The sequence below is a fragment of the Clostridium sp. Marseille-P2415 genome (assembly GCF_900155545.1).
Lineage (GTDB): Bacteria > Bacillota > Clostridia > Lachnospirales > Lachnospiraceae > Lacrimispora.
Genome location: NZ_LT732526.1, coordinates 2,342,732 through 2,356,494 on the forward strand (window position 1 = coordinate 2,342,732; position 13,763 = coordinate 2,356,494).

The window sequence follows — 13,763 nt, forward strand, 5'->3', positions numbered from 1 at the left end:
TTCGTTCAGAAATTATTATACCTTATACCCGCGAAATATGTCTAAATTTTTATGGTATATTTTTTGACGTTTTTATTACGATTTGTCAAATCCAATTTTATTAGAAAGTTCTGAATTTTCTTATTAACAATTTCATAATGTCACCTCTGCATTCATAAGATAGGATAAAGAATGATACAGAAGGATTCTTCATGGCAAGCTATTCCCCCATCTATGGAACGGTCAGTTCCGTTACGCCCTTACAGACCTCCGGTGACGACTCCAAATGTATGCAGCTCATTTCCATGGTGAGCCAGAGCCTGGGACAGGTCGATCTGGTTGTCACTCCCCAGACCTATGTCCTGGAACAGCATACCTTTCAAACCGGTGATCCGATCACCGCCATTTATGATACAAAGGCTCCTGTGCCGTTAATCTATCCGCCCCAGTTCACTGCGGTCATCCTTGCAGAAAATGACGATGGGTATCAGGTTGCTTTTGACTATTTTAATGAAGACCTGGTAAATGAAAACCAGACCCTTAAGCTGGATCTGTCAAATGAGGACAATACGGAGATTCTTCTTTCCAACGGCCAGACTTTTTTTTATCATCCCGGAGGCCATTATCTTTTTGTCCTGTACATGTTCACCACCCGCAGTATTCCGGCTGTAACTAACCCGGAGAAGATCATCGTTTTCTGTACGTCCAATGGCAGACCAAAAAGGAATGAATAGACAAAAAGGCTTCCGGGCTGCGGCGAATTCGATACCGCTTAAGCCCGGAAGCTTCTGCTGCTATACCAGATAGCCTTTATTCCTCAGTTCCATTTCAATCCGGTCCAGATTTTTCCGGGAATCGGCTGCCACGGTATGGTAATGGCAGCTTCCGGTAAGGGCCTTTAACGGCTGGTCTTCGGAATGCTCAAGCAGGTTTACGAATTCCGCCGCATCCAGACGGTTGTTAATGATCAGATCCACGTTGATCTGCCCGTAAACCTCATGTTCAATGAACACGTTTAAAAGTCTCCCCCCATAGTCCACAATGGTCTGAAGCTCATCAAGGGTATCTTCTGTAGCGTGGCTGACCCGAAAGACCCTCACACAGACATGTTCCTGTTTCTCCGGCAGGCGGTGCAGAATGTACCCTTTGTTGGTGGACATGATTTCCTCATTTTCCGCCCGCAAAAGTGCCACATCCTGAACGACTGCCTGCCTGCTGACACCGACTCTCCGCGCCAGCTCTGCCCCGGATATGGGCAGCTCTTCCTGATTCAGTATTTCCATGATCTTTTTTCTGCGTCTTTTTCCATCCACGTCTGTTATAACCTGCCTTTATCTTTGATATCTTCTGCTCCGATCCATGTTCTGAATTTAACATAAAGAGGCTGTCTTGTCAATCCGGTGTCAGGTGACAAGGCAGCCTCTTTTTATACGGTTATGCAGACCGCTTAAAATCAGAAGATTCAATAATGGCAAATGACCGGAATACCGGAATAAACCAGGCTGTACAGGGCTTTTGCCTTGTTCGGAGGCAAATTGACACAGCCATGGCTTCCGCCTGTCTGATAGATGGCTCCGCCGAACTTGCTCCTCCAGCTGGCATCATGGAAACCGATCCCTCCGTTAAACGGCATCCAGTAATCCACATGGCTTTCATATTCATACGTGCCGTCTGCCTGTTTGGCTCCGCGAAGGACCCGGTCCGTCTGCTTATAGGACAGAGTGTAAATGCCCTCCGGAGTTGTATAATTCTTGGACACATTTCCTGTCACGCAGGGGGAATCCCAGACCAGTGCGCCATCCTTGTACATGTAAACATGCTGGGCAGCCATATCTGCCTCTATATAGGTCCCTCCCCAGTCATTATTCCGGTCAGCAGCAGCCTGGGTATACTGAGGTTCCCTTGTCAGGGTTTGTCCGGCCCGTATCAGTTCTATAAGAGCCGCAGTCTCGCCCGCCTGGTTCAGCTGCCAGCCATAGGAGCCTGCGAGAGAAAGATCCCTCCCATCCGTCGTATGGAACACCCTTGCCCTTCCTGCGGTATCATATTTGTCTGCCAGGGATTTTATATAAGCCGCGGCTTTTTCTCCGTTTACGCCTATCACGCCTTCCGTCATACCCGTGATCCAGGAACAGATTTCTTCCCCGGTTAAGACTTCCGACTGATTCCCAAAGGTATAGGTGACCGCCATTTCCCTCACACGGTTTAAAGCGTCACACTGGGCTTTTAACCCGGCATCCTCTGAGGTAACGGTTATGGTATCATAACACCCGGCTTCCTCTAAATTCACTTCCGTAAGCTCACTGTTTAAGGCAGCCTTCACCACCTCTTCCAGCTTTCCAATGTTGACGCTGTTCCCCTGGACTTCCGGAATGATGGTAAACGGCACTCCCTGCTGCCAGGGCGATACATGGGCGTTTGCTGTCACTGTAATACTACTGCCGCTTACACAGGTAAGGGATTTAAGCTTTGCCTCCAGCTGTCCGTTATCAAAGCTCACCGTACTCTTTAAGGTATGGGCATTGTCAGCCGCCGGTCCTGCCACGCGGCCGGTAGCATTCTGCTCAGCCAGAACCGCCTGAAGCCCGTCCGTGATAACGACCTGATAACCAATTTCCGAACCCTTGATGACCTCTGTCACGCCTCCCTTTTCCTTAATGGAAAGATTATATTCCCTGCCATAAAAGCCTTCGATCTGTACCTTTGCTTCCTCAACTGTCATTCCTCCCACAAGAACACCGTTCACCTTGGTGCCGGGAACAAACTTTGAAGCATTATCTGCCAGTGCAACTGTCGTCCCGGCCAGCATAAAAGCCGCTGCCACAAGGACGCTCTTTACCATCGTACCTGCATGATTTCTTTTACTGCTCATTCATTCCAAATCCTTTTCTTCATTTTATGGGAAATATTCCCACACCCTCCTAGGTTAACACGATTTTCGCGGAATAACAAGCAGAAAAATCATCGAATTCAGTATCGGTATGTTCCTGATCGAACGGACCGGGTCACCTGGGCCCAATGCTTTAACGCCAGGGCTCCGATCACCGGATCGTATATCACCCCCAGATTCCTCTTAATTTCCCCGTAACAGAACTCCATGGAATAGGCTTTCCGGTAACCCCGGTCCGATGCCATGGCATCTATGGAATCGCAGATGGCTATGATCCTGGCTCCCAGAGGGATCTCTTCTCCCTTAAGCCCTTTTGGATATCCCTTTCCGTCGAAACGCTCATGGTGATACAGAACGATCTCCTTCAGCTCGTTTAAATGACGGGATTTGCTTAAAATATCGGCCCCTATCTGCGGATGCCTTTTCATAAACTCCCATTCTTCTTTGGAGAGCTTTTCCGGCTTATTTAATACCGCATCCGGCACTCCGATCTTTCCGATATCGTGGAGGTGGGCGGCTATATGTATCTTTTCTATCTCATCTTTACTTAGCTCCAGAAACCCCGAAAGGGCCAGCGCCATATCGCTGACCCTTTGAGAATGCCCCGCTGTATAGGGGTCTTTGGCATCCAACGCGCTCACGATGCATTCGATGATCTCATGGTAATCAATGCCATTTTTGCTTAACTCAAATCCGGATCCTCTATTCATGGTTTATCATACTCATTTCGTTGGTTAGCAAATGCTAACTCCAATTTAAAGGCAACCGGCGTTTTCGCATTCACATGGCTTCACTGTAATGGAGGTTATTTTCTGGTTATTCAGATATCCGCAGGCAGTAAGTCCGGCCCGGACAACCGAATTCCAGTTCTTAGCAGAAAGGTGATAGGTCGTCTCATCGTCCAAAACAACCGTACACGCATCCTCCATGGAACAGGTTTCCGAATATGCGATCTTATACATGTTCTTCCGGCTGATCGCGCCTATTTCTTCTAATACATTGACCATCCGGTAGACGGTAGCAGCGCCGATGCTGTCATCAACTCTCGATGCTTTATAATAAATTTCCTTACAGCTGGAGCATTCATGTTCCAATATGATGTCCAGCAGCGTGAGGCGCTGTTTCGTGATCCTGCACCCCTTATCCTTCAGCCTTTCAATGATGAGTTCCTTCTGCATTTTTGACCTGTGATAGCTTCTGGAATCAGGTACTTTTCTTTTCTCATTGATGTTATTCTGCTTCTCCACTTGCGCACCTCCATTTACGGGTATTTTTAAGGCCTGTAAACCATTCTTCTGCCGGCTGCCGCCCTTAGTGGCAGCAATGCCCTCCGCAATTTCCGCATTCTCCGCCGCACTGAATGGATTTTCCGTTCTTTTTGTCACGGATCATACTTTTGACTGCCAATGCCACCATACCGATGACAGCGATTAAAACAACCAGTGTTCCCATAGAGCACCTCCTTATATTTTGAGCCTGCACATTTCATGCAGGCTCTTATGATTTGTACCGCAGCCTATTTGGCGCCTGCTGCACTACTCAAGCTGACTTTTGATGTTTTGCCTTCCTTTGAAGGCCTTACTAACAGATAGATAAATCCTGCGATCAGGGCAAATGCAACAATCGTAAAGATTCCAAAGGCACCTGTGGTCACCAAAGCGCCGATCTGGTAAACGCAGAGAGCTACTACATAAGCAAGAAGGGTCTGATATCCGATGGCAAACCAGAACCATTTTATGTTATTCATCTCTCTCTTGATGGCGCCCATGGCTGCAAAGCACGGAGCACAAAGAAGATTGAATATCAGGAAGGAATAAGCCGCCAAAGGAGTCATGCTGCCCGCAAGCGTTCCCCAGATTTCAGATCCGTCTTCTGCAACTTCCGCAAAACCGAAAAGGATACCGAACGTACCTACTACGTTTTCTTTTGCTATCAGTCCGGTAATTGCCGCAACTGCGGATTTCCAGTCACCCCAGCCAAGAGGTGCGAAGATCCAGCTGATCGTGTTTCCGGCTGCCGCCAGTATGCTGTGATCAAGTTCCAGATCTTCTAACATTCTGAACTGGCCGTCTACCCAGCCGAAGAAGGAGGTAAACCAAACAAAAATAGTTGCCAGAAGAATGATGGTACCTGCTTTTTTGATAAAGGACCAGCCGCGTTCCCACATGCTTCTTAAAATATTTCCAACTGTCGGCATATGGTATGCCGGAAGCTCCATAACAAATGGAGCCGGGTCTCCTGCGAACATTTTCGTCTTCTTTAAAATAATGCCCGAGCAGACGATAGCTGCTATGCCTACAAAATAAGCGCTCGGAGCCACCCAGGATGCTCCGCCAAACAACGCACCTGCAATCAAAGCGATGATCGGAAGCTTTGCCCCGCAGGGGATAAAGGTGGTTGTCATAATCGTCATCTTACGGTCACGGTCATTTTCAATGGTACGGGAAGCCATAACTCCAGGCACACCGCAGCCGCTTCCGATTAACATCGGGATGAAAGACTTACCGGAAAGACCAAACCGGCGGAAAATACGGTCCATGATGAAAGCAACTCTCGCCATGTAGCCGCAGGCCTCTAAAAATGCCAGGAAAATGAAAAGCACCAACATCTGAGGCACGAAACCGAGAACAGCACCGACACCGGCTACGATTCCGTCGAGGATAAGGCCCTGGAGCCAGTCCGCGCAGTTTACGGCTGTTAAAATCCCCTCTACAACAACGGGCACACCGGGAACATTTAAGCCAAAGAAGCTGAAGCCTTCCCCGAATACACCGTCATTGGCCCAGTCCGTAGCCCAGGTTCCAACAGTTGTAACGGACACGTAATACACGATGTACATGACCGCCGCGAATATGGGCAGGGCCAGGAAACGGTTTGTTACGATCCGGTCGATCTTATCCGATACGGTCAGTTTTTCCCTTTTGCTCCGCGTGAAGCATTCATGAATGATGGAAGAGATGTATACGTAACGCTCGTTGGTAATGATGCTCTCCGTATCGTCATCCATTTCCTTTTCGATGCGGCTGATCTCTTCTGTCACATCCGGTACATGCTTCATCTGGGTCTGGATCTTATTGTCCTTTTCCAAAAGCTTGATGGCAAAGAAGCGCTTCTGATCTTCCGGAATTTCATTCCCCAGCTTTTCTTCAATGGAATCCAAAACGCTTTCCACTTCCGGCGCGAATTTATGGACCGGAACCGCACTGTCCTTTTGATTTGCCAGGGCTACCGCCTTTTCCGCCGCCATCTGGATTCCGGTCCCCTTTAATGCGGAAATCTCTACCACCTGGCAGCCAAGCTTCTGGCTCAGTTTATCGGTATGTATCTTGTCTCCGTTTTTCTCAACGATGTCCATCATGTTAACCGCCATGATGACCGGGATGCCCAGTTCCATAAGCTGGGTGGACAAGTATAAGTTACGCTCGATATTGGTTCCATCCACGATATTTAAAATCGCATCCGGCCGCTCTGTGATCAGATAATTTCTGGCTACCACTTCTTCCAGAGTATAGGGAGAAAGGGAATAAATACCGGGAAGGTCCATGATGATCACATCTTTATGGCCCTTCAGCTTTCCTTCTTTCTTCTCCACCGTTACGCCCGGCCAGTTCCCCACAAACTGATTGGATCCCGTAAGCGCATTAAACAGCGTTGTCTTTCCGCAGTTTGGATTACCTGCTAATGCAATCTTAATTGACATACTCTACCTCTTTCTGCCTGTCAGCACTTGATTTGGTTGGTATTAGTCATACCTAACCCACTTGTAAAAAAAATTACTCCACAATTATCATTTCCGCATCTGCTTTCCGCAGGGATAATTCATAACCTCTTACGGTAACTTCAACCGGATCGCCAAGGGGGGCAACCTTTCTTACAAAAATGTCCACGCCTTTTGTGATTCCCATGTCCATGATCCGTCTCTTAACCGGACCCTCTCCGGTAAGCTTTGTTACCTTAACTGTCTTTCCGCATGGAATTTCTTTTAATGTCATTGTCTTTTCTCCTTTTCTATCCTACCATGATTTTATTGGCCATATCTTTCCCAATAGCCACTCTGGAATCTTTTACATTAACAATCATATTCCCGCCCATTTCGGAAACAACGGTTACGATCCCTCCGGTCACAAAGCCAAGGTTTTCTAAAAAACGTCTTGTTTCTTCCTTGCCCCCTACCTTGCGGATCACATTTGGCTCGCCTGCTTTCACCATAGTCAAAGGCATCATTCGTCATCTTCTTTCTTTTATATTATTGATAATCATTCCCATTTCCTGAAAGTTAGTATATTCTAACTTTGGTAAGTTGTCAAGTTTTTTATTGATATTTTTTATCATTATGATTTTTATTTGATGTTCCTTCCCCTATATGATATACTATTCCTACCATTTAAAATGAGGTGACGATTACCATGCATACGAATGAATCATCGGAAAATTACCTGGAAACCATACTGGTCTTAAGCAGGACCCTGCCTGTGGTGCGGTCTGTGGATGTGGCCGAGGAGCTTGGCTTTAAAAAATCCAGTGTCAGCGTAGCCATGAAGAATCTTCGGGAGAGAAACCATATTACGGTTACGAAAGAAGGGTACATTTATTTAACCGAATCGGGAAAGGACATTGCCGAGATGATCTACGAACGGCATGAACTGCTTTCCGGATGGCTCGTTAAGCTTGGCGTCAGCAGAGAAACAGCCGATGAGGATGCCTGCAAAATCGAACATGTGATCAGCAGGGAAAGCTTTGAGGCCATAAAAGAACACATTAAATAAGCAAAAGAAAGCCATACCATACCGGGAACCTCCCCGCATGGCATGGCTTTCTTTGACCGCTTCTACCAGATTTTTACGCGCTTCTCCTGTGCTGTGTACATGGCATCCCCTTCCTTTATCTCCGGATAAGCCTTATAAAAGGCATCGGTCGCGCTGAGAACTGCATTGACCCTCACCCTGGCCGGAGAGTGGACATCTGTATTCAGTCTCTGGATCATGCTCTCCGGCGTATATTTGGACGCCCATATGGTGGCATATTGCACGAACAGAAGCTTCAGATCGTCCACATCATCTCCCACGATAGATGTGATGCAGTTCATGGAACCCAGATCCGCAATATTCTCATTCAGGGTCTGAGCGCCGTTTACCCGGCGTCCCTCATAGCCTTCCTGGCCGTTATAGTAAGCCACCACCTGATCCGCCAGCTTTTTGAATTTTGCCCTGTCCTCATCGGTCCACCACACGTGATAATTTCCATTCTCATCATAAAGGGAACCGGAAGAATCAAAGGCATGGCTCACTTCATGGGCAATGACCATTCCAATGCCTCCTAAATTGGCGGCAAAATCTGCTTCCGAGTCATAGAAAGGTGCCTGGAGGAGGGCTGCCGGGAAAACGATCTCGTTTCCGGTGGGGTTGTAGTAGGCATTGACCGTCTGAGGTGTCATCCCCCATTCTGATTTATCCACCGGTTTTCGCACTTTATCCCTGTCCACCCTGTTTTTGGCCTTTAACAGGGAAATGGTATTATCAATGAAGCTCCCCCCGCTCTCCGCCGGTAAGACAGATGCCTGTGCATAATCATCCGGCCATTTGTCAGGGTATCCGATTTTTAAGGTCATGCTGTCCAGTTTTTTAACTGCAGCTGCCTTTGTTTCTTCCCCCATCCAGTCAAGCCCCATGATCTGTTTTTTGTAAGCTCCCAGGATCTGATGGACCATATCCTCGATAGCGAGTTTATCTCCCTCTGTGAAGCACTTCTCCACATAAAGCCTGCCGAACTCAAAGCCAAGTATGTCCTGAGTCATCTCACTGGCCATCTTTTCATCTGTTTTTTTCTCTTTGATGCCTTTCTGCACATTGTACCAATCCAGATAGCTGTCCCTGATTTCAGGCGTCAGATAGGGGCCAAAATCATTGATCAGGCAGAAAATGGAGTAGTTCTTAAGAAGGGGGAGATGATCCTCAGTCAGATACCGGCTGATTTTTTTCATCTGGCCTTCCTGGGTCACCACATAGAAGGGAACCCCGGTAAGTCCGGCTGCTTCAAAGAAACCGTCAATATCCTCATTGGGGAACAGGCTCTTTATTTCCTCGGCGGAATAAGGATTGTAAATGACATCCGGATTGCTCTGGTCGCTAAGAGGAAGGGCGCTTGCTGCAAGTTCCTTCTGAAGCCCCAGGATACCGGAAGCCGCCTGTGCAGCCTCTTCCTGATCCAGGCCCGCGGATTCCATGATTTTTCCAATGTAGGCTTGGTATTGACTGAGCAGGGCAGCCTGAGTCTCATCTTCCAGAGTTTCCTTACCCGGCCCCAAATCAGCCCCATCCACATATAACGCATACCGGCTGGAATCGCTCATATCTTCTAACCACTGGGCTGTGATGATGCTTCCATGCCCCAGATCCGAATAAAGCTTTCCGACGCTCTCTAAATACTCTTTTATACCGGACGCGTTTCTTATTTCATCGATATAGGGCTGCAGCGCTCCAAGCCCGGCATTTCTCCGCCCCTCCATATCCATGGCTGTCAGATACATATCTGCAATCTTCTGCTCCAGGGAGCCCGGCGCCGACTTCTGCCGGTTTTCCACCGCTTCCTGCAGCACTTCATGAAGAACCTCGTAGGCCTCCTTATCCAATTTGTAAAAATAACTCCAGCTGTTGGAATCCTCAGGGATCTTCGTCTCCTCCAGGATATACCGGTTTACAAATCCATAATAATCATCTTCCAGACGGACCTTACTCCCTTCTTCCGGTACCCCGCTCCCCGCTTCTCCCTGTACATTGACCGGCTGGGCTGCCGTCTGTTCCGGCTGGGGCTCCGGTTTTTTCCCGCATCCCGTCAGCACAAAAAACAGAAACAGCAGGACTGCCGGCAGGAAGCAGATTTTTTTATTCATAACGTTCCCCCTTTCTTTATTGCTCATGCACTTTTGCTTCAATCGCAAAAAAGGAAGCGGATCTCTCCACTTCCTCATTCGTTCTATCTCTTATTATGCTTAAACTTCGTCAGAATATACCGATGTTTCCTCTGCAGGAGCCTCATCCTGTGACTGAAGCGCCTTTATGCTTAAGCTGATCTTCTTTTCTTCTTCGTTGAAATCAACGACCTTAGCTTCGATTTCCTGCCCGATGGTTAAAACATCCGCAGGCTTATCAACATGCTCTTTGGAAATCTGGGATACGTGAAGCAGTGCATCCACACCTGGCTCAAGCTCAACGAATGCGCCGAAGTCGGTCATACGTGCAACTCTTCCGTTAACTACGTTACCTGCTGCATACTTCACAGAAGCGTCCTTCCACGGATTTGTCTCCGGGAACTTTAAGCTAAGGGCAATCTTATCCCCGTTAATATCCTTGATCAGAACCTTTACCTTCTCGCCGGCCTTAAAAGCCTTCTTCGGGCTTTCCACTCTGCCCCAGCTCATCTCGGAAATATGAAGCAGACCATCTGCGCCGCCAAGATCAATGAATGCACCGAAATCGGTTACATTCTTGATGGTGCCTTCTACGACATCACCTGCATGGATCTTATCGAATAATTCTTTCTGCAGCTCGGCTCTCTTAGCAACCATGATCTGCTTTCTGTCGCCGATGATCCTTCTTCTCCTCGGGTTGAATTCTGTTATAATGAATTCGATCTCCTTATCCGCATACTTGGACAAATCCTTCTCATAAGTATCGGATACCAGGCTTGCAGGAATGAATACCCTTGCTCCCTCTACAACCACACTTAAACCACCGTCAAGTACCTGCGCAACTTTTGCGGTAAGCACCTCGTGGTTTTCAAATGCTTCTTCCAATCTTTTATTGCCTCTGTCCGCTGCCAGCCTCTTGTAGGACAAAGCAACCTGGCCTTCGCCATCGTTTACCTTGATGACTTTGGCTTCCATCTCTTCTCCAACCTGTACAACGGTTGTAAGATCTAAATTCTGGTCATCCGTGTACTCGCTACGCGGAATGATGCCGTCTGACTTGTAACCTATATTCAAGACTATTTCATCTTCTTTTACGTCGATGACTTTACCAGTGACGATCTCTCCTGTACGTATGGTTTTTAATGATTCTTCTAACATTTGTTCAAAACTTAACTCTGACATTAGTATGAACCTCCTCGATAATATGATTCGGGGTTGAAGCCCCGGCTGTAATACCTACGCTGCGCACAGAATTTACACAATCAGGATCTAAATCACCTAGTGTCTGGATATAGTAAGTATTCTTACATTCCCTTCGGCATATCTCGTACAGCTTCTGGGTATTCGAACTGCTTTTTCCGCCAATGACAATCATGGCATCCACTTCTGAAGCTATCCGCTTTGCTTCCACCTGTCTTTCCTGTGTTGCATTGCAAATCGTATTTAAAACAAGTATATCATACCGCGTTTCCGAAATTTTTTCAACTAAATCTTGAAATTTCTTGTAATTAAATGTCGTCTGTGATACAATACACAGTCTTTCTCCTTCTGTTAGAGATAAAGTTTCCACTTGTTCGGGTGTTTCCACCACTAAAGTATTAGCATTTCCCCAGCCTTTAATACCTTCTACCTCCGGATGCTTTTCATTTCCAATGATGATCAGCCGCCTTCCGGCCTCATTCTGCTCCCTGGCGATCTGATGGATTTTTTTTACAAAAGGACAGGTGGCATCCACGATCTCGATCCCGTTTTCTTCCATGATGTCATAAACGCGTTTACCGACTCCATGAGACCTTATGACAACCACTGCATCCTTTATTCCCATAAGCTCTTCTTCGGATTCAATGACCTTTACTCCCTTTTCCTCCAGATCCCGTACCACTTCCTCGTTATGGATGATGGGGCCGTAGGTATAGATAGGCTTGTCGTTTCTCTTAAGCTGCTCATAGACCTGTTCCACCGCCCGCTTTACTCCAAAGCAGAACCCGGCGGATTTTGCAACAATCACTTCCATACGCTATCTCCTTTCTTCCTTTTTCTTTTCATCAAACAGCTCCATGATCCGGCTTATGACCTCCGGAACAGTCATATAGGAGGAATCAAGCAGAACTGCATCCTCCGCCTGCTTAAGGGGGGAATTCTCCCGGTTCATATCCCGGTGATCCCGCCGGATGATATCCTTTTCAATGTCCTCCAGGCTGCATTCCACTCCTTTAGCCGTAAGCTCCCGGTACCGCCGTTTTGCACGTACCCGGCTGCCGGCCGTTAAATATATTTTCAAATCGGCTTCCGGCAGCACGCAGGTCCCGATATCCCGTCCATCCATGATGACATTTTCTTTGGAAGCCAGTTCCTTCTGAAGCTCTACCAGCTTTTTACGGACCGGTAAGTAGACCGAGGTTGCAGAAGCCATGGCGCTGACCTCCTCAGTACGGATGTAAGGGGATACGTTCTCTCCGTTTAAAATCACCTGCTGGAGGCCATCCTCGTAAGTAATGGTCACATTCACTTCTCCGGCTGCCCGGGAAATGGCTGCCTCATCGTGGGCCGGGATCCCGTTTCTTAAAAAATACAGTGCCATGGCGCGGTACATGGCTCCCGTATCCACATAGACGAAGTGAAGCTTCTCCGCAACAGACTTAGCGATGGTGCTCTTTCCTGCTCCGGCCGGGCCGTCGATTGCTATATTATAAACCTTTGTCATCTTTTGTTTTCTCCTCTCCGGCAGCACTTCCGGCCGCCCATCCGGTGGACCAGGCGATCTGCAGATTAAAGCCTCCGGTCACCGCATCAAGATCCAGCACTTCCCCTGCAAAATAGAGCCGGTCAAGAAGCCTTGATTCCATGGTGGACGGGTTTATCTCCTTTAAGTCAACGCCTCCCTGGGTGATGATGGCCTCGGAAAACCCGCGAAGCCCCGTTAAGGTCAGGGGAAAGCCTTTCGTAGCCCGGATGATCCGCTGCCGCTCTTCTCTGGTGATCTCATTGACCTTTTTCTCCGGTGATATGCCGCTTATATCCACCATGACCGGTACCAGCTTGGAAGGATAGAGGCTGTTTAAGGAATTCTTGAACTGTTTGTTTATGGCCGCTTCAAAATCCCGCAGGAGCCTGGCATCAAGCTGTTCCTCCGAAAGGGCCGGCTTTAGATCAATGGAAAGGATCAGGGGCCCTTTTTTCAGCTCTTTCGCCGCATAGCTGCTGGCACTTAAAAGGACCGGTCCGCTGACCCCGTAATGGGTAAACAGCATCTCCCCGAATTCCTTATAAACAACCTTTTTCCCCTTCATGACTGTGGCTTCCACATTGCGGAGAGACAGCCCCTGAAGCTCCTTTACCACCGGTTCCTCTACCACAAAGGGCACCAGGGCAGGAGAAAGAGCCGTTACCTTATGGCCGGCTTCCTTTGCCAGTTCATAGCCGTCTCCGGTGGAGCCGGTTGCCTGGTAGGACATCCCTCCGCAGGCAACGATCACGGAATCTCCATATACCCTGGATTTTTGTCCCCCGCCTTTTAAGACCAGGCCGGTCAGAAGGCCATCCTCTATCAAAAGCTTTTCCACTTCCGAACGGTAGTGGATGGAAACCCCCAGTTCCAAAAGCCTCCGGGTAAGAGCCCTGATCACATCCGATGATTTATCCGATAGCGGAAAAACCCGGTTGCCGCGCTCCGTCTTTAAGGGGCAGCCAAGTTTTTCCAAAAGGTCCATCATATCAAAATTGGTAAAGCCGTAAAAGCTGCTGTAAAGAAATTTGGCATTGGTCACCACGTTTCCGAACAGCTCCTCCGTATCACAGGCATTGGTCACATTGCAGCGGCCCTTTCCCGTGATATAGACCTTTTTCCCAAGTTTTTCATTTTTCTCAAAAATGTGGACGGTACTGCCCTTCATGGCTGCTGCTATTCCAGCCAGCATCCCTGCAGCGCCACCGCCCACGATCAAAACCGTATTCATGCCCGTTTCCTCTTTCCTGCCCGCTTCTCAG

At 48.1% G+C, this 13,763-nt stretch carries 15 protein-coding genes; 2 read left to right on the plus strand and 13 right to left on the minus strand.

Features of this window, described 5'->3' with window-relative positions; translation table 11 throughout:
• Window positions 1–191: 191 nt before the first annotated feature.
• On the plus strand, window positions 192–713 hold the full coding sequence (locus BQ9856_RS15625) for a hypothetical protein (RefSeq protein WP_077611862.1): 522 nt from the start codon (window positions 192–194) through the stop codon (window positions 711–713).
• Between the two features lie 60 nt (window positions 714–773).
• On the opposite strand, the gene BQ9856_RS15630 is transcribed toward BQ9856_RS15625, so the two are convergent.
• The 8 genes from BQ9856_RS15630 to BQ9856_RS15665 all read right to left on the minus strand — a co-directional run bounded on the left by BQ9856_RS15630 (window position 774) and on the right by BQ9856_RS15665 (window position 7,093).
• Window positions 774–1,292 (minus strand): transcription repressor NadR, encoded by a 519-nt coding sequence (locus BQ9856_RS15630; protein WP_328587252.1) that lies wholly within the window; start codon window positions 1,290–1,292, stop codon window positions 774–776.
• Window positions 1,293–1,441: 149 nt separating this feature from the next.
• A complete protein-coding gene (locus BQ9856_RS15635; RefSeq protein ID WP_077611863.1) occupies window positions 1,442–2,851 on the minus strand; it encodes a L,D-transpeptidase family protein in 1,410 nt (469 codons plus the stop codon).
• A 98-nt stretch (window positions 2,852–2,949) separates the two neighbouring features.
• On the minus strand, window positions 2,950–3,579 hold the full coding sequence (locus BQ9856_RS15640; RefSeq protein WP_077611864.1) for an HD-GYP domain-containing protein: 630 nt from the start codon (window positions 3,577–3,579) through the stop codon (window positions 2,950–2,952).
• Window positions 3,580–3,624: 45 nt separating this feature from the next.
• Window positions 3,625–4,116, minus strand: a complete 492-nt coding sequence (locus tag BQ9856_RS15645; protein WP_442855538.1) for a transcriptional repressor — start codon at window positions 4,114–4,116, stop codon at window positions 3,625–3,627.
• A gap of 64 nt (window positions 4,117–4,180) precedes the next feature.
• A complete protein-coding gene (locus BQ9856_RS15650; protein WP_077611865.1) occupies window positions 4,181–4,321 on the minus strand; it encodes a FeoB-associated Cys-rich membrane protein in 141 nt (46 codons plus the stop codon).
• Between the two features lie 64 nt (window positions 4,322–4,385).
• The gene (feoB, locus tag BQ9856_RS15655) at window positions 4,386–6,569 is read right to left on the minus strand and encodes a ferrous iron transport protein B (RefSeq protein WP_077611866.1); all 2,184 of its coding nucleotides are present in this window, start codon (window positions 6,567–6,569) and stop codon (window positions 4,386–4,388) included.
• A 73-nt stretch (window positions 6,570–6,642) separates the two neighbouring features.
• Window positions 6,643–6,861, minus strand: a complete 219-nt coding sequence (locus BQ9856_RS15660; protein ID WP_077611867.1) for a FeoA family protein — start codon at window positions 6,859–6,861, stop codon at window positions 6,643–6,645.
• Between the two features lie 16 nt (window positions 6,862–6,877).
• A complete protein-coding gene (locus BQ9856_RS15665) occupies window positions 6,878–7,093 on the minus strand; it encodes a FeoA family protein (RefSeq protein WP_077611868.1) in 216 nt (71 codons plus the stop codon).
• Window positions 7,094–7,275: 182 nt separating this feature from the next.
• Here BQ9856_RS15665 and BQ9856_RS15670 point away from each other — a divergent pair, with 182 nt between their 5' ends.
• A complete protein-coding gene (locus tag BQ9856_RS15670; RefSeq protein WP_077611869.1) occupies window positions 7,276–7,635 on the plus strand; it encodes a metal-dependent transcriptional regulator in 360 nt (119 codons plus the stop codon).
• A 62-nt stretch (window positions 7,636–7,697) separates the two neighbouring features.
• Here BQ9856_RS15670 and BQ9856_RS15675 read toward each other — a convergent pair whose 3' ends face one another.
• The 5 genes from BQ9856_RS15675 to BQ9856_RS15695 form a co-directional block, all read right to left on the minus strand.
• On the minus strand, window positions 7,698–9,758 hold the full coding sequence (locus BQ9856_RS15675; RefSeq protein WP_077611870.1) for a M13 family metallopeptidase: 2,061 nt from the start codon (window positions 9,756–9,758) through the stop codon (window positions 7,698–7,700).
• Between the two features lie 99 nt (window positions 9,759–9,857).
• The gene (gene rpsA / locus BQ9856_RS15680; RefSeq protein ID WP_077611871.1) at window positions 9,858–10,958 is read right to left on the minus strand and encodes a 30S ribosomal protein S1; all 1,101 of its coding nucleotides are present in this window, start codon (window positions 10,956–10,958) and stop codon (window positions 9,858–9,860) included.
• Complete coding sequence (ispH, locus tag BQ9856_RS15685) at window positions 10,939–11,790, minus strand: 4-hydroxy-3-methylbut-2-enyl diphosphate reductase (protein ID WP_077611872.1); 852 nt, start codon at window positions 11,788–11,790, stop codon at window positions 10,939–10,941. Before ispH ends, rpsA begins: the two co-directional genes overlap by 20 nt.
• 3 nt (window positions 11,791–11,793) lie before the next feature.
• Complete coding sequence (cmk, locus tag BQ9856_RS15690; protein WP_077611873.1) at window positions 11,794–12,480, minus strand: (d)CMP kinase; 687 nt, start codon at window positions 12,478–12,480, stop codon at window positions 11,794–11,796.
• Window positions 12,464–13,732, minus strand: coding sequence for an NAD(P)/FAD-dependent oxidoreductase (locus tag BQ9856_RS15695; protein WP_077611874.1), 1,269 nt, complete (start codon window positions 13,730–13,732; stop codon window positions 12,464–12,466). The genes cmk and BQ9856_RS15695 overlap by 17 nt, the downstream gene beginning before the upstream one ends.
• Window positions 13,733–13,763 lie beyond the last annotated feature (31 nt).

What these genes read in the sequence shown, in the direction of transcription:
- BQ9856_RS15625 (WP_077611862.1), top strand. Translation starts at nt 192, where the DNA reads ATGGCAAGCTATTCCCCCATCTATGGAACGGTCAGTTCCGTTACGCCC.
- BQ9856_RS15635 (WP_077611863.1), bottom strand. Translation starts at nt 2,851, where the DNA reads ATGAGCAGTAAAAGAAATCATGCAGGTACGATGGTAAAGAGCGTCCTT.
- BQ9856_RS15640 (WP_077611864.1), bottom strand. Translation starts at nt 3,579, where the DNA reads ATGAATAGAGGATCCGGATTTGAGTTAAGCAAAAATGGCATTGATTAC.
- BQ9856_RS15650 (WP_077611865.1), bottom strand. Translation starts at nt 4,321, where the DNA reads ATGGGAACACTGGTTGTTTTAATCGCTGTCATCGGTATGGTGGCATTG.
- feoB (WP_077611866.1), bottom strand. Translation starts at nt 6,569, where the DNA reads ATGTCAATTAAGATTGCATTAGCAGGTAATCCAAACTGCGGAAAGACA.
- BQ9856_RS15660 (WP_077611867.1), bottom strand. Translation starts at nt 6,861, where the DNA reads ATGACATTAAAAGAAATTCCATGCGGAAAGACAGTTAAGGTAACAAAG.
- BQ9856_RS15665 (WP_077611868.1), bottom strand. Translation starts at nt 7,093, where the DNA reads ATGATGCCTTTGACTATGGTGAAAGCAGGCGAGCCAAATGTGATCCGC.
- BQ9856_RS15670 (WP_077611869.1), top strand. Translation starts at nt 7,276, where the DNA reads ATGCATACGAATGAATCATCGGAAAATTACCTGGAAACCATACTGGTC.
- BQ9856_RS15675 (WP_077611870.1), bottom strand. Translation starts at nt 9,758, where the DNA reads ATGAATAAAAAAATCTGCTTCCTGCCGGCAGTCCTGCTGTTTCTGTTT.
- rpsA (WP_077611871.1), bottom strand. Translation starts at nt 10,958, where the DNA reads ATGTCAGAGTTAAGTTTTGAACAAATGTTAGAAGAATCATTAAAAACC.
- ispH (WP_077611872.1), bottom strand. Translation starts at nt 11,790, where the DNA reads ATGGAAGTGATTGTTGCAAAATCCGCCGGGTTCTGCTTTGGAGTAAAG.
- cmk (WP_077611873.1), bottom strand. Translation starts at nt 12,480, where the DNA reads ATGACAAAGGTTTATAATATAGCAATCGACGGCCCGGCCGGAGCAGGA.
- BQ9856_RS15695 (WP_077611874.1), bottom strand. Translation starts at nt 13,732, where the DNA reads ATGAATACGGTTTTGATCGTGGGCGGTGGCGCTGCAGGGATGCTGGCT.